The sequence below is a fragment of the Rhodococcus sp. 05-2255-1e genome (assembly GCF_002259025.1).
GTDB classification, from domain to species: domain Bacteria; phylum Actinomycetota; class Actinomycetes; order Mycobacteriales; family Mycobacteriaceae; genus Rhodococcoides; species Rhodococcoides fascians.
In genome coordinates this window covers 468,869-491,181 of the sequence record NZ_NOZE01000009.1, presented here as the reverse complement: position 1 = coordinate 491,181, position 22,313 = coordinate 468,869, and the positions used below count along the sequence as shown (strand labels likewise).

The 22,313-nt window shown below is 66.4% G+C and carries 22 protein-coding genes and 1 riboswitch; of the genes, 6 read left to right on the top strand and 16 right to left on the bottom strand.

The window, feature by feature from the left end; all coding sequences use genetic code 11:
- On the bottom strand, positions 1–828 hold the full coding sequence (locus tag CH262_RS05650; protein ID WP_032373857.1) for a crotonase/enoyl-CoA hydratase family protein: 828 nt from the start codon (positions 826–828) through the stop codon (positions 1–3).
- Between the two features lie 119 nt (positions 829–947).
- Here CH262_RS05650 and CH262_RS05645 point away from each other — a divergent pair, with 119 nt between their 5' ends.
- On the top strand, positions 948–1,445 hold the full coding sequence (locus CH262_RS05645) for a 2-oxo-4-hydroxy-4-carboxy-5-ureidoimidazoline decarboxylase (protein ID WP_048316593.1): 498 nt from the start codon (positions 948–950) through the stop codon (positions 1,443–1,445).
- Positions 1,446–1,455: 10 nt separating this feature from the next.
- Here CH262_RS05645 and CH262_RS05640 read toward each other — a convergent pair whose 3' ends face one another.
- Both CH262_RS05640 and CH262_RS05635 read right to left on the bottom strand, forming a co-directional pair.
- Positions 1,456–1,680: a DUF6480 family protein gene (locus CH262_RS05640; protein WP_027494384.1), complete on the bottom strand. Its 225-nt coding sequence runs from the start codon at positions 1,678–1,680 to the stop codon at positions 1,456–1,458.
- 28 nt (positions 1,681–1,708) lie between these two features.
- Positions 1,709–2,353: a TetR/AcrR family transcriptional regulator gene (locus CH262_RS05635; protein ID WP_179273890.1), complete on the bottom strand. Its 645-nt coding sequence runs from the start codon at positions 2,351–2,353 to the stop codon at positions 1,709–1,711.
- 72 nt (positions 2,354–2,425) lie between these two features.
- Between CH262_RS05635 and CH262_RS05630 the strand changes: the two genes are divergently transcribed.
- From CH262_RS05630 to CH262_RS05620, 3 genes are all read left to right on the top strand, one after another.
- The gene (locus CH262_RS05630; protein ID WP_032386064.1) at positions 2,426–3,421 is read left to right on the top strand and encodes a hypothetical protein; all 996 of its coding nucleotides are present in this window, start codon (positions 2,426–2,428) and stop codon (positions 3,419–3,421) included.
- Positions 3,422–3,432: 11 nt separating this feature from the next.
- On the top strand, positions 3,433–4,404 hold the full coding sequence (gene alc, locus CH262_RS05625; protein WP_094717198.1) for an allantoicase: 972 nt from the start codon (positions 3,433–3,435) through the stop codon (positions 4,402–4,404).
- 86 nt (positions 4,405–4,490) lie between these two features.
- A complete protein-coding gene (locus CH262_RS05620) occupies positions 4,491–4,964 on the top strand; it encodes a YbaK/EbsC family protein (RefSeq protein ID WP_032369378.1) in 474 nt (157 codons plus the stop codon).
- An 11-nt stretch (positions 4,965–4,975) separates the two neighbouring features.
- On the opposite strand, the gene CH262_RS05615 is transcribed toward CH262_RS05620, so the two are convergent.
- Entirely contained in the window at positions 4,976–5,479 is a 504-nt protein-coding gene (locus tag CH262_RS05615; protein WP_094717370.1) for a hypothetical protein, read from the bottom strand.
- A gap of 154 nt (positions 5,480–5,633) precedes the next feature.
- Positions 5,634–6,965 carry an aminotransferase class V-fold PLP-dependent enzyme gene (locus CH262_RS05610; RefSeq protein WP_094717197.1) on the bottom strand — a complete coding sequence of 444 codons (1,332 nt, stop codon included), beginning with the start codon at positions 6,963–6,965 and terminating at the stop codon, positions 5,634–5,636.
- 54 nt (positions 6,966–7,019) lie between these two features.
- A riboswitch (SAM riboswitch) is annotated at positions 7,020–7,135 on the bottom strand.
- A gap of 195 nt (positions 7,136–7,330) precedes the next feature.
- On the opposite strand from CH262_RS05610, the gene CH262_RS05605 reads away from it, so the two are divergent.
- Both CH262_RS05605 and CH262_RS05600 read left to right on the top strand, forming a co-directional pair.
- Complete coding sequence (locus CH262_RS05605; RefSeq protein WP_230593391.1) at positions 7,331–11,275, top strand: Pls/PosA family non-ribosomal peptide synthetase; 3,945 nt, start codon at positions 7,331–7,333, stop codon at positions 11,273–11,275.
- A 6-nt stretch (positions 11,276–11,281) separates the two neighbouring features.
- Complete coding sequence (locus CH262_RS05600) at positions 11,282–12,619, top strand: M1 family metallopeptidase (RefSeq protein WP_094717196.1); 1,338 nt, start codon at positions 11,282–11,284, stop codon at positions 12,617–12,619.
- Positions 12,620–12,702: 83 nt separating this feature from the next.
- Here the strand turns inward: CH262_RS05600 and CH262_RS05595 are convergent, their stop codons facing one another.
- From CH262_RS05595 to CH262_RS05545, 11 genes are all read right to left on the bottom strand, one after another.
- Entirely contained in the window at positions 12,703–13,323 is a 621-nt protein-coding gene (locus CH262_RS05595) for a hypothetical protein (protein ID WP_094717195.1), read from the bottom strand.
- A gap of 67 nt (positions 13,324–13,390) precedes the next feature.
- Positions 13,391–14,005 (bottom strand): hypothetical protein, encoded by a 615-nt coding sequence (locus tag CH262_RS05590; RefSeq protein ID WP_032382177.1) that lies wholly within the window; start codon positions 14,003–14,005, stop codon positions 13,391–13,393.
- Between the two features lie 103 nt (positions 14,006–14,108).
- Positions 14,109–15,359, bottom strand: coding sequence for an MFS transporter (locus CH262_RS05585; protein ID WP_094717194.1), 1,251 nt, complete (start codon positions 15,357–15,359; stop codon positions 14,109–14,111).
- A complete protein-coding gene (locus tag CH262_RS05580; RefSeq protein WP_032386059.1) occupies positions 15,356–16,012 on the bottom strand; it encodes a GntR family transcriptional regulator in 657 nt (218 codons plus the stop codon). Before CH262_RS05580 ends, CH262_RS05585 begins: the two co-directional genes overlap by 4 nt.
- A gap of 139 nt (positions 16,013–16,151) precedes the next feature.
- The gene (locus tag CH262_RS05575; protein WP_027494394.1) at positions 16,152–16,349 is read right to left on the bottom strand and encodes a hypothetical protein; all 198 of its coding nucleotides are present in this window, start codon (positions 16,347–16,349) and stop codon (positions 16,152–16,154) included.
- A gap of 113 nt (positions 16,350–16,462) precedes the next feature.
- Positions 16,463–16,867, bottom strand: coding sequence for a DUF2752 domain-containing protein (locus tag CH262_RS05570; RefSeq protein ID WP_094717193.1), 405 nt, complete (start codon positions 16,865–16,867; stop codon positions 16,463–16,465).
- A gap of 13 nt (positions 16,868–16,880) precedes the next feature.
- On the bottom strand, positions 16,881–17,228 hold the full coding sequence (locus tag CH262_RS05565; protein WP_032364492.1) for a cupredoxin domain-containing protein: 348 nt from the start codon (positions 17,226–17,228) through the stop codon (positions 16,881–16,883).
- A complete protein-coding gene (locus CH262_RS05560) occupies positions 17,225–18,226 on the bottom strand; it encodes a HEAT repeat domain-containing protein (protein WP_094717192.1) in 1,002 nt (333 codons plus the stop codon). Before CH262_RS05560 ends, CH262_RS05565 begins: the two co-directional genes overlap by 4 nt.
- 9 nt (positions 18,227–18,235) lie before the next feature.
- Entirely contained in the window at positions 18,236–18,886 is a 651-nt protein-coding gene (locus CH262_RS05555; protein WP_256988716.1) for a HEAT repeat domain-containing protein, read from the bottom strand.
- A 10-nt stretch (positions 18,887–18,896) separates the two neighbouring features.
- Complete coding sequence (locus tag CH262_RS05550; protein ID WP_094717190.1) at positions 18,897–20,954, bottom strand: FUSC family protein; 2,058 nt, start codon at positions 20,952–20,954, stop codon at positions 18,897–18,899.
- 21 nt (positions 20,955–20,975) lie between these two features.
- The gene (locus CH262_RS05545) at positions 20,976–22,304 is read right to left on the bottom strand and encodes a GAF domain-containing protein (RefSeq protein WP_032369368.1); all 1,329 of its coding nucleotides are present in this window, start codon (positions 22,302–22,304) and stop codon (positions 20,976–20,978) included.
- Between the last annotated feature and the right edge of the window lie 9 nt (positions 22,305–22,313).

Genomic DNA, 22,313 nt, shown 5'->3' with positions numbered 1-22,313 from the left:
TCAGCTACCGGTGAATTGGGCCGGACGCTTCTCGAACACCGAGGTGATGGCCTCGGTGAGATCGTGCGAGGCGAGGAAAGCCGCGTTCCAGGCCGCGACGAATCTCAGCGAGTCGTCGACGCTCGCCGACCGGGAATGGTCGAGGACGGTCTTGATGCCCTGCACCACCAGGGGCGGGTTCGCGGCAATGGCCGCGGCGCACTCACGGGCGGCCGCGAGGACGGCATCGTGGTCCTCGAACACGTCGTTGACCAGGCCGATCTTCTCGGCGCGCGCCGCGTCGATGTCCTTGCCGGTCAACGCGAGCTCACGCATGTGGCCGTCGCCGATGATCGCGGGGAGTCGAGCGAGAGATCCCATGTCGGCGACGATCGCGACACGCACCTCGCGGACGCTGAATTTCGCGTCGGCGCTGGCATATCGCACGTCGGCGGCGGTGATGAGGTCGACGCCGCCACCGATGCACCAACCCTGCACTGCGGCGACGACGGGCTTGCGGCAGTCCGCCACGGCGTTGACGGCCTTCTGCATCGTCTTGATGGTGTCGTGGAACGTGGTCCTGGGTCCGGCGAGTGCTTGGTCGGCCATCAGCGGCCCGAACGTTCCGGCCATGGCCGGCAGGTCGAGACCGTAGGTGAAGTTCCTTCCGGAGCCCGCGAGAACCACGGCCCGTACCTCGGGATCGGCATCGAGTCGGTCGAACAGTTCTGGGCATTCGCTCCAGAAATCAGGGCCCATGGCGTTGCCCTTGTTCGGCCCGAGAAGTGTCACGTGCGCGATGTGGTCTGCGATCTCCACAGAGAATGCGGTCCAGTTCCGTTCGGTCATGCTGCGAGCCTAGCGGCAGACGAAGCAGTACCCACAGGGCGTGTTACGCCGAGTAACGTCTGCGCTAAGAGCCTGCTCAGCTATGGCAATGGCCGACTCCGGTCCCCCATCATTCATGCATGTTGATGCATCAGGGGTTGGGTCTCGAGACATTCAACGATCTGCCGCGTCGCAAGGCGGTACACGCGCTCTACGAGTGCTGTTGCTCGGTTGCCTGGGCCTCACGTCTCGCCGACGGCCGCCCGTACCGGTCGCGGGACGAGTTGTTCACCGCGGCGGCCGCCGAGCTGAACGAGTTGTCCGACAACGTCATCGACGCCTTGGCCGCGACGCTGCCCGAGCCGAACAAGATGTGCACGGCCATGGACGCAGAATCACGTAGCGCCCTGGGCACCGCGGCGCGCGCGTACGAATCGAAATTCGGCTGGCGGTACGTCTCGAACCTGATGATGACTCCCGACGGTTTCGAACCCAGGGACGTGCTGATGGAGCTCGGCCACCGACTCGACAACGACGAACCGACCGAACGGCTGGTCATGCGCAGAGAGTTGATCGCGATCGATCACCGCCGCCTCGGCCGACTGTTGGGTCCCGAAGGCGGCTGGCCGCCGTACTGATATCGCGAGGTCAGCCGAAGAGGCCGACGACTCGGCCGATCAAGCCACCGGCGATCACGATTGCCAACAATGCCACCAGAACGATGACGACGATCGGCATCACTCGGCTGCGCTGCGGCGGTTCGTGGTTGGGCCCACCGACTGCTGTCTCGGCTGGAGGAGTATCGCCCGGCGTCACGCTACCGCCCGCTTCGAGGCCGGCAGTCTCATCGGGTTCTGGATTCTGAGCAGTCATGAACCCGGAGTACCCGGTAGCGCAGCCCTCAATCGAGCTGTGCTCTGGCTATCGCTCCGGCGAACAGTTCCGACACGGCATCGGCAATGACGGACCGGTCGATCTCCTCCGGATCCACCGAATGTTCCACGGCCAATCCGGAGATCAACGCAGCCAAGGACATCGCGAGGCGTCGAGCATCGAACGCCTCCCCCACACCCCACTGCACCGCCCGATCGGCGATGAGTCGTTCGAGCTCGGAGCGGAGGGCACGGCGGTCGGTGCGGTAACGCTCGGCAACCACCGGGTCACGGCCCGCAAGAATCCCGAATTCGACGGTCAGTAGTGGCCACCGCGGCTCGGCGACCACCCAGGACGCGATTTCGCCGCCGCCGGCTCCCGCAGCCGCCTGCGGGTCCAGGTCCGACACGTGAGCGAGTACTCGGGCGGCGAGATCGAGTGAGCGCTGTGCCAGCAGTTCGGCGAACAAACCTTGCTTGGAATCGAAGTTGGAGTACACGGCCCCCTTCGTGAAGCCGGCCCGATCGGCAATGTCGGTGAGCTTGGCCGCCGCGTATCCGCGCTCGGTGAACTCGTCGGCGGCTGCGGCGAGCAGTCTCTCTCGCACATCGGTGCGCTGCGGCCTGCGCTGTGGCTGTGTCGATCGCCACTCTTCTTGCTGCTCGGCATTCACGATACCTAGAGTATTGAATACCTCGGGTATCGACAAGGTCTTCGAGTCTCGACATGTTCAGGAGCACTTTTCATGCGCAAGATGTCACTACTCGCCGCCGCAGTGCTGGTGCTGCAACTCGGCTTCATCCTCAGCTACGTGTCGGCGTTTCATCAGCCGACTCCCCACGCGATTCCGATCGCCGTGGTGACCGAGGCCGGGCTTCCCGCCGGCCTGGACCAGCAGACCGCCGACCGCCTCGACGCCATCGACGGGGCACCGCTCGACGCGCGTACGGCAGCGGATACCGCCGAGGTTCGCACCCTGCTCCGCGATCGGGACATCCTCGGCGCCTACGTCGTCGGCTCGAGCGGCACCGACACACTGATCACCGCGAGCGCTGCCGGCAGCTCGGTGGCGACCGCCCTCGAATCGATCTTCACCGAGGTCGATGCCGCTCAGGGACGCCAATTCGTGGTGCGTGACGAGATCCCGGTCGGTGTGCACGACAACCGTGGGTTGTCCGGCTTCTACCTGTCGGTGGGCTGGGTCGTCGGCGGCTACCTCCTCGCTGCCGCCTTCGGTCTCCTCATCGGGGCACCGAAGACCCGACGCGAAACCTGTGTCCACGTCGGCATTCTCGCCGCGTACTCGATTGCCTCGGGCGCACTGGGAGCACTGCTGACCACCCACGTACTCGGAACCTTTGCCGGACACTGGTTTCCGCTCACCGTGCTGGGCACCGGGGTCGTCTTCGCCACCGGGCTGTTCACGATGGGTCTGCGAGCCCTGATCGGAGTGGCTGCGGTACCGGCGGCGATCGTGCTGTTCGTCATCCTCGGAAACCCCAGCGCTGGAGGCGCTTTCGGGGCCAACGTACTGCCGCATGTGTACGCGTCGATCGGTCGGTGGATCACCCCGGGCATCGGCACCGAAGGAGTGCGCAGCATCGTGTACTTCTCGGGTGCGGGGGTCGGGCAGCCGGCACTCGGACTCGGTCTCTACATCCTGATCGGTGTGCTGCTGATGGCTGCGGCAGCGGTTCTGCGCCGTCGTCGCAGCGCCGGTGAATCGATGCCGAGCCAGTAAAGTGGCATCCCATGACTGCCACCTTCCCTCTGCCGATGCCCGATCTCGCTGTCCGCACACTCGGTGGCGCAGTGGTGTGGGCGAACGACGAGACGTTCGCCGAGAAGGAAAATCTGATCACACCGGGCAAAGCCGACTACTCGACCGCGACGTTCGGGCACAAGGGGCAGATTTACGACGGGTGGGAGACGCGGCGCCGACGCGAGGCCGGCTACGACGAGGCGATCGTGCGACTCGGAGCTGCCGGTGTCGTGTCGGCCGTCATCGTCGACACGTCGTGGTTCACCGGCAACTACCCGCCGGAAATTTCGATCGAGGCCGCCGAGGTGACCGGATTCCCGTCACCGACCGAGCTGTACGACACCGAATGGACGACCATCGTCGCCCGTAGTGCCGTCGACGGCGACAGCGAGAACCGATTCGAGGTCGCGTCCGACGCCCGGTGGACGCACGTCAAGCTGTCCATCTACCCGGACGGCGGCGTCGCTCGGCTGCGAGTACTGGGCCGCGGCGTCCCGGACCCGAAGTTCCTCGCCGTCGGGCCCGTCGACCTGGCCGCGCTCGAGAACGGCGCATACGTCTCGGCCTGCTCCAACATGTTCTACAGCTCCCCCAACAATCTGCTGTTCCCCGGCCCGCCGCGCTCGATGGGCGAAGGCTGGGAGACCTCGCGTCGACGCAACGACGCCAACGACTGGGTGCAGGTGCAGCTCGCCGGCACGGGCCGAATCCGGCTGGCCGAGCTGGACACCAGTTGCTTCCTGGGCAACGCCCCCGGCGCGGCATCCCTGCAAGGGCGACTGGGCGACGGCGACTGGATCGAACTCTTGCCGCGAACGACACTGCAGCCCGACACTCGGCATCGCTTCGTTCTCGACCACGACACTCCGGTGTCGGAGGTGCGAATGGACATCTTCCCCGACGGGGGAATGGCGCGATTGAGACTGTTCGGTGATCTCGCGGGAGTGGAGCCTGCGGAATGACCCACTGAGGCAGAAGTGGAGCCTGCGGAATGACCCAGTTGGGCAAGCTGTCTGCGTAAACGGTCGTGTGGCAATAGGGTTGGGACATGTCCCGGCTACTTCATCCGAATGCAGCCCACGTTGCCGACACCCTGATTTCTCGTGGTCATCACGGGGTGGTGGTGAACAGTCCCGAGGGCACCCACACCGCCGCCGACGCCGCAGCTGCGTTGGGCGTCGAGGTGGGTGCGATCGTGAAGTCGATGGTGTTTCTGCTCGACGACGAGCCGGTGTTGCTCCTGGTGTCCGGGGCTCACAATGTTCATCTCGAGCACACCGGTGAGCGTCTCGGCGGCACGCTCGCCCGGGCCGATCTGCGTACCGCCAAGCACGCCACCGGCCAGCCGATCGGGGGAATCGCTCCGGTGGGCCATCCGACGAATTTGGATACGTTCGTCGATCAGGACCTTGCGGCCCACCCCGAACTGTGGGCCGCGGCCGGGCACATCGACACGATCTTCCGCTCGTCGTACACCGAGTTGCTGCGCATCACCGCAGGTCTGGCGATCGACGTCACCTGAGCTCGAACGACCTAGGAAGCAAGGGTCGGGGCGATTCGGGGTGCGCCGAGGATCGCGTCGACGACGTCGGTGTCGAGGCGGGTGCCGCGCGATTCGAGGAGCGGCAACACTCCCGCGACCAGGAACGTCGCCTGCCGCTCGATCTCGCCGTGCACCTGCAGCGTCACGCCGTCGGCGACGTCGGCCGCGGTGACGTCGGAGATCAAACTCGCCAGTCCCGACGGGGTACCGACGTAGCGGATGGACGACGGGCTTGCCGGCGCGTCGAGTGCGGCGAATTCCCGACGGGCCGTCCTGGCGTCGGCAGCGATGTAGATCTCGAGATCGAGGAAGACCGCGAGATTGTCGGCCGATTCACCGCGGTCGACGGCTTCCGCGTGCAACCGGGCGCGTTGCTGCTGAGCTTCCCGCAGGTCCGAGGCAACGATTCTGACGGTGTTCACCTCGGGCCCGACGGTCAGCTCGGTCCAGACGTCAGCGGATTCGATGGCTATGCGGGTGTGATTGTGCGACATGAGTGGTGGTCCTGATTCGTCGGTCGGGATGCGCATGCGGTCGGAGCGGAGCCGAACTCGAACACGACCCGGACGCAGTGCGGCACAGATCGACATACCTGTTGCACCAGTGGCGATTGCCACGCGACACGACACTCACGGTCATGACGCCATGCTAACTGCCTGTGGGGCTGCACGGGGATCCAACCCCGGCGGCCCCGTCGGCCAGGGCGGGGAAGGGACGAGGGTCCGGTACGGGGTTCCACCACCCGGCTTCTTCGGCGTAAGCCCATGTCGGCCCGGACTCGACGAACGCTGCCAACGCGTCGACGAGTCGGTCCACGTCGGCCGAGGAACTGCCGAGACCGATACTGGCCCGCACGGCACCGTCGGCATGACCGAGCCGGCGCAGCAGCGGGTGGGCGCAGAACTTTCCGTCGCGCACTCCGATGCCGTGTTCGGCCGACAGGTACGCCGCCACTTCACCGGGGTCGTGGCCGGCGACGGTGAAGGTGACGATGCCGACGACGTCGGGCGCGTCGGCCCACACCTGCAGCAGTTCGACACCCTTCAGTGCGGCCAACCCGTCCCGCAATCGGGTGGACAATTCCCGCTCGTGCGCCGTCGCGGCATCCTCGTCGAACGACGCGATGGCCTCGCACGCCGCCGCCAGCGCGGCGACTCCGAGCACGTTGGGCGTTCCCGCCTCGTGACGCTGCGGTGCGGGAGCCCAGTCGGTGTGCTCGATCGTCACACTGCGCACGGCACCGCCGCCGGCCAGGTGGGGCTCGCCCGCGTCGAGCCAATCACGGCTTCCCACAAGCACACCCGCGCCGAACGGAGCGTAGAGCTTGTGACCGGAGAACGCCAGATAGTCCACACCGAGTGCGGCGATGTCCACTCGACGGTGCGGAACGAGTTGTGCGCCGTCGACGACGATCCGGGCACCGTGGCGATGCGCGAGATCGGCCAGTTGCTCGATGGGGAGCACTTCGCCGGTGACGTTCGATGCACCCGTGATGGCCAGTAGCGCAGCAGGTTTCGCAGCCAGTTCGGCGTCGAGCCGGGCGAGCGTTTCGGCCAGCGTCGATGCTGCGACCACCACTCGGCGATTGCGCCACGGCAGGAGGTTGGCGTGGTGTTCGATATCGAGCACCACGGTATCCCCTGGCACGCACGCGGCCAACAGGTTGAGCGAATCGGTGGTGTTGCGTGTGAACACGACCACTGAATTCGGCTGTGCACCAACGAATTCAGCCACGGTCTCGCGCGCCTTCTCGTACGCCGCGGTGCACACCCGAGACGCGTAGCCGGCCCCGCGGTGCACGCTCGAATAGAACGGCAGCAACTCCGCGATCCGATCGGTCACTGCGGACAGCGCAGGCGCGCTGGCCGCGTAATCGAAATTGGCGTAGGTGCACGTGCTGCCGTGAACCAACGGAACCTGCAACTCCGTGCCGGAAACAGGGGCAAAAGGAGTGCAGGGACGGGAAAGTACAGACGTCATGACAGATCAAGCCCTCACGTTCGAGGGACCCGCAACGGAAGATATTCGTGAACGAGTCCGCGCTTGCCGCACCGATTGTTCGGTGTCAGCCTGGTCGTCACCCGGAGCACCCCACCGCGAAGGAGGGTTGCCGACCAGCAAGCCGGGGCTCGATGCTGGTACTCGTGACCGTGGTCAAGACACTGGCAAACCCGCCACGGTTTTGTCAAGCCGGGGATCGCTCCGACACAGCAGTAGGATTTCCGCGGTGGGAAGGCGCGCTCGTTCACCTGCTGGCAAACAGAACGTGAGATAACCAACGGCGCTGCTTTCCCCAGCACCACAAGAGTCATCTGCCAACGAACGAGAAGGACACCCGGTTGTCTGTGCACCAAGAGAACGATCTGCCGGGTTCGAGCACGGATATCGCACCTGCTCCGGCCGCGTTTCTCCGCTCGCCCCTTGCCCCGCCGGCCCGCACACTGATCGACGTACTGCAGGAGACCGCCGATCGCTTCCCGGATGCACCCGCGATCGACGACGGGACGGTGTCGGTCAGCTACGCCGAACTGCTGGACGACATCGCCGAGGGTGCCCAATGGCTCGCCGACGCCGGTGTCCGGCGCGGCGACCGCGTCGGCATCAGGATGCCGTCGGGGTCCTTCTCGCTCTATGTCGCGATTCTGTCGATCCTCGACGTCGGGGCTGCGTACGTACCCGTCGACGCCGACGATCCGGAAGAGCGCGCCGAACTGGTCTTCGGTGAGGCGCAGGTGACGGCCATCGTCACTGCGGGCGGAATCGCTGCCGGCACCGCGCCGAAACAGAATGCGCCCGAACTGGGTGCCGGTACTCCGGTGCCCGAGCTGCCCACACCCGAGGACGACGCGTGGGTGATCTTCACCTCGGGTTCGACCGGAACCCCCAAAGGTGTTGCAGTCAGCCACCGTAACGCCGCGGCATTCGTCGACGCCGAGGCCCGGATGTTCCTGCAGAAGGATCCGCTGGGACCAGGCGACCGAGTGCTCGCCGGCCTGTCGGTCGCGTTCGACGCCTCCTGCGAGGAGATGTGGCTGGCGTGGCGGCACGGCGCCTGCCTGGTACCCGCCCCGCGCTCCCTGGTGCGATCCGGCTTCGACCTCGGTCCGTGGCTCGTCTCCCGAGACATCAGCGTCGTCTCGACGGTCCCCACGCTGGCGTCACTGTGGCCCGCCGTGGCACTGGAAGCGGTGCGGCTGTTGATCTTCGGCGGCGAAGCATGCCCACCCGAGCTGGCCGAGCGGCTCGCCGTCGAAGGCCGGGAAGTCTGGAACACCTACGGCCCCACCGAGGCGACGGTTGTCGCGTGCGCGTCCATCATGGACGGTAAAGGTCCGGTCCGCATCGGATTACCGCTGGACGGTTGGGATCTGGCGGTCGTCGACGCCTCGGGCACTCCGGTGGCGGTCGGCGAAGTGGGCGAGCTCGTCATCGGCGGCGTCGGCCTCGCCCGGTATCTCGATCCGGCCAAGGACGCCGAGAAGTACGCGCCCATGCCCTCTCTCGGGTGGGACCGGGCGTATCGCAGCGGCGATCTGGTGAAGCTCGAGCTCGAAGGACTGCTGTTCCAGGGCCGCGCCGACGACCAGGTCAAGCTCGGCGGCCGACGCATCGAGCTGGGCGAGATAGACAATGCGCTGCAAGCACTTCCGGGCGTCGGCGGTGCGGCCGCGGCAGTCCGCAAGACCGCTGCGGGCAACTCGGTTCTGGTGGGATATCTCGCCAGTACCAATCCCGACTTCGACCTGGAGGCCGCGCGCGCCTTGTTGGCCGAGCAGTTGCCGTCGGCGCTCGTACCGCGGCTCGCGCTGGTCGACGAGATGCCCACACGTACCTCGGGCAAGGTCGACCGCAATGCGCTCCCGTGGCCGCTGCCCGGCATGGCGGGCGCGTCGGCGCTCGGAGGTACCGCGGGGTGGGTGGCCGAGTTGTGGACCAACATCCTCGGCGCTCAGGTCAACGACGAGAACGCCGACTTCTTCGCCAACGGCGGCGGATCACTGTCGGCCGCTCAGCTGGTGACGGCACTGCGCGAACGGTTCCCCGAGATCACCGTCGCGCAGCTCTACGATCACCCGCGGTTGGGTTCTCTGGCACAGTATCTGGACGACCTGAAGCCCGTCGTGGAGGCAATCCCCCGCGACGTGGCACCGACGTCCCGCACCGCGCAGTGGGCGCAGATTCTGGCGACCGTGCCGTTGACGACGCTGACCGGGTTGCAGTGGGTCACCTGGCTCGGCCTGCTGTTCAACGTCATGGCGTGGTTCGACGACGTGCCGTGGGCTCCGACGCTGTCGTGGTGGTGGATTCTTCTCGCGTTCGTCCTGTTCATCACCCCGGTCGGGCGCATGGCCATCTCGGTGATCGGCTCGCGGATACTGCTGGCGGGGTTGAAACCCGGCGCATATCGACGTGGCGGCAGTATGCACATAAGGCTCTGGGCGGCAACGAGATTGACCGATGCCAGTGGCGCGTCCAATCTGTCGGGTGCACCGTGGATGGTCTATTACGCGCGCGCTCTCGGCTCGAAGATCGGCAAGGGCGTCGACCTGCACACCCTGCCGCCCGTCACCGGCATGCTCGAACTCGGCGACGGTTGCTCCATCGAACCCGAGGTCGACCTGTCCGGTCATTGGATCGACGGCGACCTCGTCTACATCGGCGGCATCGAGATCGGTGCGGGTGCCACTGTCGGTGCCCGCTCCACGCTGCTGCCCGGCACCAAGGTCGGCAAGAACGCGGTGGTGACGGCCGGCTCCGCCGTCGTCGGACGAGTCAAGGCCGGCCAGATGTGGTCCGGCTCGCCCGCGCAGAAAGTGGGCAAGGCCGATCATCCGTGGCCGGCGGAGACCCCGCCGCGCGCCACCAAGTGGGTGTTCGCCTACGGCGTCGCGTCGCTGTTCCTCTCCGGCATGGCCCTGTTCTCCATCGGCGTCAGCCTGGTGCTGATGGGCTGGTGGATTCACACCGCGGACTCCGTGCTGGGGGCCTTCGAGCGCGGCTTGGTGATGCTGCCCGTCGCCACTCTGGTGTCGCTGGCGGTGTTCGCGCTGATCACCGTCGTCGCGGTCCGGTTGCTCGGCATCGGTCTCGTCGGCGGCTACCACCCCGTGCGCAGCCGCATCGGCTGGCAGGTGTGGGCCACCGAACGCCTGATGGATTCGGCGCGCACCTTCCTGTTCCCGCTCTACGCGTCGCTGCTGACACCGCATTGGCTCCGGTTGCTGGGCGCGAAGATCGGCAAGGACGTCGAGGCGTCGACAGTGCTGATGATTCCCAAGTTCACCACGGTCGCCGACGGCGCGTTCCTCGCCGACGACACCATGGTCGCGAGCTACGAACTCGGCGGCGGCTGGATGCACCTGGGCGACGCCAAGGTGGGCAAGCGGGCGTTCCTCGGAAACTCCGGCATGACGGGACCGGGGCGGACCGTCCCGAAGAACGGTCTCGTTGCGGTGCTGTCGGCAACTCCGGACAAGGCGAAGTCGGGCTCGTCATGGCTCGGTAGTCCACCGGTCCGGTTGCGCCGCGCGGCCGGCAGTGCCGACTCATCGCGCACGTTCGACCCGCCTCGGAAGTTGAAGATCGCCCGTTCACTCGTAGAGACGTGCCGGCTGATTCCCGTCGTCGTGACGTTCGGTATCGGGCTCGGCGTGTTGTTCGGACTGACCGCGATTGCCGACTCGATCGGCTACTGGCTCGCTGCCGCGCTCAGCGGTGTCGTGTTGCTCGTCGCCGGCTTCGTGGCTGCAGCTGTGTCGGCGGCCGCGAAGTGGCTGTGGGTCGGCCGGATCGGCAAGACCGATCATCCGCTGTGGAGTTCGTTCGTCTGGCGCAACGAGGTGGCCGACACGTTCGTCGAGACCGTCGCCGCACCGTGGTTCGCGCGCGCTGCCGAGGGCACCGCGGTGCTCAACATGTGGCTGCGGTGGCTCGGGGCGGACATCGGTCGAGGTGTGTGGTGCGAGACATACTGGCTCCCCGAGGCAGACCTCGTGACGTTGGCCGACGGTGCGACGGTGAACCGAGGGTGCGTTGTGCAGACGCACCTGTTCCATGATCGGATCATGTCCATGGACACCGTCGATCTCGGCAGAGGCGCAACCCTGGGACCGCACTGTGTCGCTTTGCCTGCATCGGGTATAGGTGATGGTGCGACGGTGGGGCCTGCCTCTCTGGTGATGCGCGGCGATACGGTTCCCGCGCATACTCGTTGGCAGGGCAATCCGATCGCGCCGTGGGCCAAGGGTGATCCCTTTCCGCGGATTCGCGACGACCGAAACGAGGGGTGATCTTCAATGCCGGACAGGCTCGTGGCACCGGTGTTCGACGTCGACTCCAGTGACAATCCGATCGATACGTATCTTCCGCAGAACGGCAATCGCGGCTATCGCGTCTCGCGCTACGAACTCGACCTCGAGTACAAGGTCGAGAGCAACCGATTGACGGGCAAGGCGAAGATCACCGCGGTCACCACGGCGACGGTCTCGAAATTCGCGTTGGATCTCGGCCCGGCGATGAACGTGTCGAAGGTGTCGGTCAACGGGTCACGTTCGGTGAAGTTCAGCCACCAGCGGGGCAAGCTGAAGATCACTCCCGCCAAGCCCATTGCGTCCGGAGCGGCACTGGTGGTCACGGTGGCGTACGGCGGAACACCCAAGCCCATCAACGGTTTCTGGGGTGAGGTCGGCTGGGAGGAGCTCACCGAGGGATCGATCGTCGCGAGTCAGCCGAACGGTGCCGCGTCGTGGTTTCCGTGTGACGACCACCCGGTGTCCAAAGCCAGCTACGGCATCACCATCACCACCGATTCGCCGTACTACGCGGTGGCCAACGGCACGTTGGTACGCAAGCAGACCCGGGCCAGCCGGACCACGTGGGTGTACGAGCAGCCCGAGCCGATGGCCAGCTATCTCGCGACCATCCAGATCGGGCCGTACGAGCATCGCGTCGTGAGCCCGGGACCGGTGCCGATGAACGCGATCACGCCCCCGCGGCTACGAGCACAGTTCGATCACGACTTCGGCCGTCAACCGCAAATGATGGACACCTTCGTACGGCTCTACGGCCCTTACCCTTTCGCGGCGTACACCGTGGTGGTGACCGACGACGATCTCGAAATCCCGGTCGAGGCGCAGGGCCTGTCCATCTTCGGTGCGAACCACTGTTCGGGTTCCCGGTACTACGAGCGCCTGGTTGCACACGAATTGGCGCACCAGTGGTTCGGCAATTCCCTCACCCTCGGCAAGTGGGCAGACATCTGGCTGCACGAAGGATTCGCCTGCTACTCGGAGTGGATCTGGGCCGAGAACTCCGGCGGCGCAACGGCTCACGACAAGGCCAAGCGAGCTCACACCATTCAGCGAGGGCTCGCGATGGATCTGCAGCTCACCGATCCCGGGCCCGCCCGCATCTTCGACGACCGCGTCTACAAGCGGGGCGCGCTGGCCTTGCACGCACTGCGACGCACCATCGGCGACGAACGATTCTTCGGCCTGATCCAGGAATGGACCTTTAAATACCGCTACTCCACCGTGGCGACCGCCGACTTCACCGACCTCGCCTCTCGCTTCGGTTGTCCCCGAACCCTGTGGGACGCATGGCTTGTGGACACGCAATTGCCGTCGTTGCCGTAGGTCCGGCGAGCAATCGGCTCCCCGGTTTCGGAAATGTGCCTCCGATCAGAGGCATATTTCCGAGTCTGGGGAGCCGATTGTCGTCAGCGATACCCGAGCGAGACCGCAAGGCCTGCCACGGCGTAGCCGTACAGCGCGACCGTCGCCGACGCCTGTCGCCAGAAGCCCGTCGGGAACGACGCCGCCCAGCGTCCCTTGCCGTCCAGTTTCAGATCGCAGGGGAAGTCGCTGATGACCATCGCTGAAGCCGGTTGTTTCGAGTGCGCGAGCACCACACCGGTGGTGAACGGCAGTCCCCGAACGAACAGGTGCCCGCGCACATCCCCCGCTCGATAGCGGACCGTGGATTCCGTCAACGGTCCTGTGTACCAACGCCGTTGGACGTTCCACCCGGTGGCGTGTGCGAGTCGGAGGTTGCGATCGCCGCGTAGTGCCGTGTCCACGGTCTCGACGTGTGCGATCACTCCCCAGCGCAGCATCGACACCCACGAGGCGATCCGTCGGTAGCGAAACACCAGAGCCCCGAACAGAACGATCGCGAACATGTACGGCACCAGCGCGGGATACTTCGACCAGCAGGCGGCAGGCATGATCACCGCGACGAGAAACCAGTACGCTTCGCGTCGATTCCAGACCGTGGCAGCAGCTACCAAAGCTGTCGGGGGCACCCGATACGGCGGGACCGTGCGCGAGGACTGCAACATGATGGCGCTGATCCTAGGGCCGAACCGGCCGACTCGCAGCGATCCGCTCGGTTCCGACCGGCGTGCGTCACGGCGCGGGGGTGACCTCAGGAGGTAGCGGCCGTGCCGTGTCGCTCAGCTCTCCTGGCTCGTACACATCGAAGGGGGCGTCCACAGACAGAGAACCGGCGCGCTCGAACTCGAAGGTCACAGGAATCGAAGTTCCCGGCGCGAGTTCTCCGTCGGTCAACTCGAGAGTCACGGTGAACGGCTGGTCGGTTCCGTCGTCTCCACCATCCAGGTTTTCCACCGGTTGGCCGGCCGCGATAGACGTCGCGGGTTCGATAACGAGTTGGTCGGCGGTGGCGTCGATAGTCACCGCAGACGCCGCGGAAGAAGTTATTCCAAGTAAGCGATCCGTCCCTGTCCCGGCAGTGTTCACCGCTGTGAACTCCAGGTTCGCGTTGCCGTACGCCGAGGCGGAACTGTCGGGCGTGGCACCGGTGAGCTCTGCTTGCACGGTGACGCTTTGCAACTCGATACTGCCGGCCTCCTCTGCTGCGCCGGTATCTTGCGCGATGACCGGGTCGTTCGAGCAGCCGGCCAGAGCGCCGACGGTAGCAAGAGCCGCACATGCAGCGATAATCGAATCGGAGCCGACACGACGACGCCGACGGGCGGGAGCACGTCCGTTCGTATTCATGCGCTGGGGGCTACCCCGAGCTGGGTCGGACCAAACGGGATGAGCACCTGCCCTCCCTCGTGCGCGTTGTGCGTCCCTCCAGGTACGCACAACGCGCACGACCCTAGGGCAGGTGAGCGGACGTCTTCGATCGCACCACCAGGCCACACAGTGCCGCCATCACCGCGCCGAATCCGAAGATGATCGGATACGTGACCACCCCTGGCCAGGTCTCGGTCAGCGCCGACAGCACAGCGGGCACCGCGAAGCCGAGATACGTCAGCGAATAGAACACAGCGGTGAGGCCGGCGAGATCGTCGGGGCCCGCAATGCGTTGCACCTCTTGCAGACCCGAAACCAGCGCCATGCCGTATCCGCAACCGAGCACCGCTGCCGCGATCAATGCCGCGGCGATGGTGAGCACCGACGCCGCCCACGCCGCGACAGCCATACCGACCACCAACAGAGACAGCGCAACCAGAGCGCCGCGCGCATTGGAGGGTGTGTCGATCCGACGCCCGACTGCCTGGATCGCGAAACCGGAGCCGAGGGCGATCACCGCCATCGCCGCGGACAGGGCGACGGGGTAACCGCCACCGGGCTCGTCGGCCAACGCGTCGGCCATCAGAGACGGCAGCACCGCATAGGCGACGCTTGCCGCACCGAAAACCCAGGGGGCCAAGGGCAACACGACAAACAGGAAGCGTCGATGCGACGCCGACGGAATTTTGAGATCGTCGACGAGACTCTTCCTCCCCGATGATGTTGCAGCGCTGCGTGTTTCGGGGACCGACAGCATGCCGACGAACGCGGCGATGCAGATCAGTACGTGCACGCTGTACGCGAGGTGCGTCGGCCAGGGTGCCCACTGCGCCAGCACACCGGCGACGCGGGCTCCCAGGGCGAAGCCCGCCGTCAACGACATCGCGGCGCGGCGCGCTCCGGCACCGGGCTTGGCGGTGGCGTCGCGACTGGAGAGTTCTTTGACCCAGCTACCGCCGACGGCCATACCGATTCCGAGCGCGATGCCGCTGAGCACTCGCCCGCCGAAGAGCATGTAGGCGTTGTCGGGTCCGAGGGCGATCAGAATGGACCCGGCCGCGGCAATTGCAGGCGCGGGCAACATGATCGGGCGTCGGCCGAGTCGATCGGACAACGGACCACAGATCAGCATCGCCGGAATGATGCCCAGAACGTACGCGAACAGGAACGTATCGACCACCACGGCAGAGAAGCCGTGGTCGAGTCGATACATCACCAAAAGCGGTGTGAATTCGTTGCCGCCCCAGGCGACGGCGAACATGCCGACGGCAACCAACAGCCAGCGTTTGGCCGTCGTCTGTCGGACGTCGTCGTCGATCATGGCCTCGGTCATCGTGTTCCCCCTCTGTCTGTGCGCAAGCCGTGCACCCTGAGCATGTGTTGTTCGACGGCTCGCTCGAATTCGTCTGCGTCCCCGGCTTCGATCAGGTCGGCGAGTCTGCGGTGGTCGTCGACGATGCGCGAGATCTGACCCGGATCACGGGTCAGGGATGCCGCGGTCATCCGCCGCTGTCGCTCGCGAAGTCCGTCGTAGAACGCGTCGAGCAACGGGTTCTTGCCGGCGCGGACGACGGTGCGATGGAAATCTGCGTCGGCGGCACTGAACTCCGCTGCGGTGCCGTCTGCTGCGAGCTTGTCCTGGATTCGCAGGTTGTCGCGTAGCGCCTCGACCACTCGTGCGCGGGCATCCGCATCGCCGACGAAGGCGCGAACACTGCCGGCCTCCACCAATCGCCTTGCGTCGACGACGCTCTCCGCCTCACCCACCGCGATGGGGACGACCAGCGCCCCCCGCTTGGGATACAGCCGCATCCATCCCTCGACCTGTAGGCGAAGGAACGCCTCGCGGACCGGTGTGCGGCTGATCTCGAGCCGCGTCGCGATCTCCCCTTCACTGACGAGCTCACCACCGGGAAGTTCCCCCGAAATGATGAGCTCCTTGACAGTCAGGTACGCCGTATCGGCTGCGGATCTTGTCTCGGACACAACATAGATACTAGATACGCCTCAGCAGTCCGCCAACTCGACCTGTCCCGACGGTCCACTCAACGTGACATTGACCGTCGAAAAGGCCACCACATGTCACATTGACTCCCCGAGGGGAGTCCAGAGGGGGAGGCAGCGGTCAGGGCACCCAGTGCCTGGCGGCGATGTCGTCGATCACCGGGTCTCCGTCGGGGGCTGCGTCCAGTGCTTCGAGGTCGTCGCGCAGTGCGTTCAGGCGGGGGTCGTCGCCCTCGGCCTGCTCGGCGGCCGTGCCTCCGTCGTCGGCGATCTGGGCGAGCAGCTTCGCCCGCACCCGATCTCGCAGTGAGTCGCTCATTCGTCGTCACCCTTCTTGAAGACGCGTCGGGCCGTGGGGATGAGCGCGATGAGCACGCCCAGCAGCACGATGATCGAGAAGATTTGCAGCAGCACAGCAGCCTCCTAGGGATGTCAGGTCGGGGCGAGGGCGGTGCCCCACGCAGTGTTGCGCACCACGGTGAACAAGACCAATAGGGCAACCCCGACGACGACGGTCGGGCGATTGGGACGAGGCAGCGTCAGTGGCGTCTGCGTCCATCGTGCTCGCAGCCACGCGGCCCAGACACCGATCGCGACGACACCGAGCACCACCGCCACGACGTTGCTCGACGCGGCAGCCACGATGTCTCCGCGAGTGAGGTCGCCGAAAGCCCTGGTCGCACCGCAACCCGGGCACCACAGTCCGGTCAGGGCGTGGAACGGGCACGGCAGGTAAGTCGAGGTTCGGGGATCGCGGACGTGCAGCAGCGCAGCACCGCCGACTGCGGCCAGGCCGACGCCGAGAGGTGCGGCGATGCCGCGCGTCCGGGTTGCCATGACTAGCAGTCCATCACGGTTCGACGATGATCGTCGCGGTCATGTCGGGGTGCGGGGTGCAGTGGTAGGTGTAGGTGCCCGCGGTGTCGAAGGTATGGGTGAACTGCCCCGACTGCATCAGTTCGCTGCGGAACGACTTGTCGTCGGCGACGACATTGTGTGCCATCGCGCGGTCGGCGAACACCCAGGTCACGGTCTCGCCCGCGGTGATCGTCAAGGTCTGCGGTGTGAACATCCGATCGGCGACGGTGACCTGGTTCTCGGCAGCGGGCTCGGCGGGTGCGGCCGGGGTGGTCGAGGTGGAGCAGGCAGTCGCGGCCAATGTGATCGACAGTGCCGCGAGCAATCCGAGTGCCTTCATGACGTCGACGGTACCGAAGCGGCTCGTTCTCTCCGATCCAGGAGGTAGGTCGCCGTCAGTGCGATCGAGCGGTCCTGGTCCTGTGCCAAGTCACGCAAAGCCTGCGTCGCCGCCGGACCCGGAATGCTGGCCAGCGCCTGGGTCACCCGTAGTCGTGCCGCGACCTCTTTCGGGCCGTCCATGAGGTCCGCGACCGTAGAGTCTTCGTAGCCGAGCTCACCGAGCACGTCCGCCGCGTCCACATCGTTCGTACCCTCGTGGACCATCTCGATCAGCACCGCAATCGCGTCGACGATTCCTCGGGCACCCAGTTCCAGCGCCGCGAGTCGTCGCACCTGCCCGTCCTCGTGACCCAGCGCCTCCCGCAGCACCTCGGTGGCGTCGGGATGCGGAATCTCGACGACGGTATCGACGGCGCGGCGACGCACCTCGGGATCCGGTGAGTCGAGGCCCTGCCGCAGCGCCGCGAGAGCGTCGCTCCCGGTCTGCGCGAGTGCCCATCGCAGCGCGCCGGCGACGTTGGTGGCGGGCTCGCGCAGCACCGCCTCGGCCAGAGCCTCGGCCGGGATGGGGCGATCTCCGACGGATGCCAACGCCGCAGACTGCCGTTTCCCCGCGCTCACCGAGTCCAGGTCTCCGAGCATGCCGATGACACCGAGGACGTCCTCCCAGTCCTCCGGTCGGGCGCTTCCGATGCGGCGCAACCGTGTCAGTAGCTCGCTATCTCCCGCGATGCGCTCTTCGGCTCGGGTAGCCAGCTCGTCGACGAGTCCCGTCGCCGCAAAACTCGGATCATCCAGTGCACGCCCGACGTCGTTGAGCGACAACCCGAGCGATCGGAGGGATTCGACGTGAAACAGACGACGAACGTCGGCCGGGGAGTATTCGCGGTAGCCGGTGCCAGTCCGCGAGGTCGGCTGCACGAGCCCGAGTCGGTCGTAGTGCCGAAGCATGCGCGCGCTGACTCCGGACCGCCGCGCCACCTCACCGATCAACATCTGCCTATTTCACCCCGTCGGGTCGGCTGCGCCAAGTACATCGACGCGCTGGGCCTCGAACAACGCAAATCCGCTGTCGGGGTCTCGCAGCAGCGACTCCGTCGCCAGCGCGTGCGCGCGAACAGCAACATCCTTGCTCGACGCGGCCTCGCGCACCATCGGCTCGATCACCGACCCGAGTACTACCAGTGCGCGGCTGAGGCTGCGCTGCAACTCCCGCCCGCCTCGCCCCAGCTGAGTGGACAGCGTCGTCGCCAACCACTGCTCGCTGCCGCCGGGGACCAGGACGACCGCCGCCCGCCACGCGCTTCGGGCCACCTCGTCGTCGGAGTCGGAGATGAGCGGCTCGGTGATCACCGGCCAGGCCGCCCGGTCCTTGACCTTCGACAACGTGTGCAACGCCTGGCTGCGAGCCTGCGCGCCGCCGGCACGCACTTCGTGCATCAGCCTGGGCACCGTCGATGCAGCGGGGAGACGAATCAGCGCCCACGTCAACATCTCTCGAACCTGAAAATCCGGTTCGACGGCACAGCGCTCGAGCAGCGCGTCGAGGGATTCTGGGTCCTTCGATATTCCGATGTCGAGCGCAGCCCGAAGCCGCACGGAAGAGTTCTGGTGCCGGAGTAATTCGATCATGGCCGTCAGCCAAGACCTTGTCACCGTGTGAAGGTCAAGCCCGGGTCAGGACGTCCGCGAGCGTCCGATTCATGATGTTCAGCGCCCGCACCGCGACCCGCACCGGGCCGGGCGAGTTCGCGCTGGTGAGCAACACATCCAACACCGTTGTGTCGGTGACCTTCTCGGGCTGGTCCACCCGCTTGCCTGCGATCGCGGCCTCCACGTGCCGGGCGGTCTCACGCACCAGCGCCGCAGCGTCGCGCAGGGCCTGGGCAGTATCGGCCGAGGGTGCCGTCTCCGGTTCGGCACGCGACGCCAGCACTCCGGCTCGCGCGAGTGCGTGGGCGGATCGGCCGCTGACGGTCAGCACCCGCAGTAATCGCTTCGCCCCTCGCCGGCTGCGGGTCGTCGGCCCGAGCACGAGCGGCTTCCCCGCCGTCACGACCTCCTTCAGCGCATTGTCGAGCGTGCGCGTCGACGCCACCAGGTCGGTGGCATTTCCCGGAGTGATCACCGATTCGACGCTGGTGTCGATCAGGGCGTCCAGTTGATCGAGATACGTATCGACATTGTCCACCAATGTCTTTCGCGTCCCGGTCGAGAAGATGAAATAGGCGGACGCAATACCGACGGCTCCGCCGACTGCAGTCTCGATGATCCGTAGTTCCAGAACCTCGATGCTGAACGTGCCGAGCAGCCCGTAGAGCATCGCGAGCAGAATGGTCACGAAGAACGACAGCAGCGCATACGCGACGGTCACCAGGTAGAACGCGAAGAACACACAGACGACGATGAGCACCAGCTGAACGGATTGGTGATTGCCGACGAGTGCCGCGATCACCACTCCCGCAAGCACTCCCGCCATCGTGCCGAGGATGCGTTGGCCGGCTCTGGTCAGAATCTCGCCGCGCGTCGACGCCCCGGTGAACACCAGGAACGCCGTCAGCACGGCCCAGTACCAGCGGTCCGGTGAGACCAGCTCCCCCAATACCGTTGCCGCGCTGGTCGCGACAGCAACCTGGATTGCCGCCTTGGTGCTGGGGTTCAGGCCGGCAGGCTCGCCCTTGTCCGCCGGCTCGACAGCAGCCTGTCGAGGGCTCGACGTGACAGCCACCGCATTGGTGGTGATGTGATGAATGGCGATGTGTGCCTGCACCGCTCGTTGCGCGGATACGGTCGCGATACCGGCGGGGGTCGACGGGTCGGCGCGCTCGGCCGCCGTGGCGGCCAACCGTCGGGCGGCCTTGAGTTGCTCGGCGGACGGGGCGTTCTGCAGGCACGATCCCAGTGCGGTGGTCGCTTGCCCCAGCGCGGTCGGCCACGGCTTGGCCGGATCGAGAGCCCACAGTGAGCTGACGAGTTGTTCGGTGGCGATCTGGGCGTCGAACACACGAAGCGACAGATCGGTACTCGTCACGCTGAGCAGTTGTCCCGCGTCGTGACGGTCGAGCCAGTCGTCGATCATCAGGGCGGTGTTTCCGAGCCGATCGAGCCTGCGCCGCAACAGTTCCAGATCACGGTCCTCACGCGCCGATGCCGCCGCGAGCACCGATTCCGATACCGCTCGCATGGCGTACAGCAGCCGCCGCACCTCCACGATCGGTCGGTCCGGAAAGACCACCGCCCGTACGAACAGAGCGATGAGCACTCCGCCGACGATCGCCGCGATCAGCATCGGCACTTGCCCCGGGGTCGCCTGAAGGAACAACGCGAAGAAGTACGAGATGAACGCGACCATGCCGAGCGCGGTGCCACGGGGTCCGAATCTGCGCACCCATACGGCCGCGAACAACACCGCGATGAATCCGACGTCGGCCACCGCGCCGAGCCGCGAGAGCAGCGCCGCGACCGTCACTGCCGCCGAGGCGGGCAGCACCATCAGGGCGGTGGTGACGAGCCGGCTGTGCTGGTCTTTGTCCTTGACCGACGCCGACGCCTGCATCGCCACCACGGTGCCGAGCATCGCCACGGTGACCGGCTGGCCGATGGCGCGAGTACCGAGCAGCAGGACCACCATCGCGAGCAACACCGTCAGCGTCGTCGCCGAGGCACCACGCAGCCGTAACTGCCCGGGATCCGACGCGTCGAGGATGCGGGCGAGGCGGTTCATTCCCCGATTCTGCGCTACGGCTCAGCCCCGTGCGGCCCGGATAGCGGGGGCCGACGAATGCGGTAGCAGCCTGTTCATGTCCGCCGGCGTGATCACGTCGACCGTCGCCGACTCGTCCAGCCGATAGGGCTGGGTGGAGATGATGCCGGCGAGGTGCTTGCGCAGGCGCGACATCTCGGCCCGCACGGTGATCGCGCGGCCGTCGTCGCCGAAGAGGTCGGCAGCCATCTGCGACGCGGTGCGTCCCTGCCGGTGGATAGCCAGCAGGTACAGAATCTCGGCGTGCCGGGGCGTCGGCTCGTGGGTCCACTCCCCCACCTCGCTGCGCACCTCCATACGAGGCCTCTGCGAATCGCGCAGGTCGATGCGAATCGTCGTCGTGTTACCGGACTCCGCGACGAACGAGTCCGCCGAGTCGCCAGGAGTGGAGCCGGCGGAACGACCATGAGAAGTGGGTCGCACCAGCCATCCACCGGGCAGGGGTTCGAAGTCGCACACCCCGAGGCTCGGCAGCCAGAAGCGTCCCGTCGCGAGGTCCTCGGGCAGCAGGATGCGATTGCGCAGTGCCACCGATTCGACGGCCGCGACCCACCCGTTCGCGTCGACGGCCAGCGCCGGGGACTGCAGGCGCGCCAGCATCGGTGCGGCCACCGAACGCAGTCGATCCAAGGTGGTTCGGTGAATCTCGCGCAGCTGCGATTCCGCCAACCTCGCCACGGCGTCGACCAGGGCGATGGTGGTGGGGTGCACCGTCTTGGCCGGCCCGCTGACGTCGATGGCGCCGAGCACCTGGCCGGTACGCGGATCGCGAATGGGCGCTCCGGCGCAGGTCCACGAATGATGGCTGCGCACATAGTGTTCGGCCGAGAAGATCTGCACAGCGCGGCGTGAGACCAATGCTGTCCCGATGGCATTGGTGCCCACCGAGTCCTCGGCCCAGTTGGCCCCTTCGACGAACCCGAGACCGTCGGCGCGGTCGAGCACCGACGTCGATCCGCTGCGCCACAGCACTCGACCGTTCCGATCGGCGACGACGAGAATGTTGTCGCCGTCCTGCACCACCGATTCCAGGCCACGGGCGAGGTCGTCCAGAATGTCGAACAACCCCGATTCCCGTCGACTGAACTCGAGATCGGACGCGTCCATCTGTCTCTCGGCAGGATTGCCCAGTTCCGGGTCGATACCGAGGGTCTGCAACCGCCGCCAGGAGTCACCGATGACCTCGCGGGGACGCGCGGGAGACTTCCCGCCGGTCATGGTCGCGTCGTACACGGCAGTGAGAATCTGCGCGTAGCGGCGCGGGTCTTCGCCGGCCGCCAGCGCAGGTTCAGGGCCTGTCGACTGCGTCATCGCTGTCAA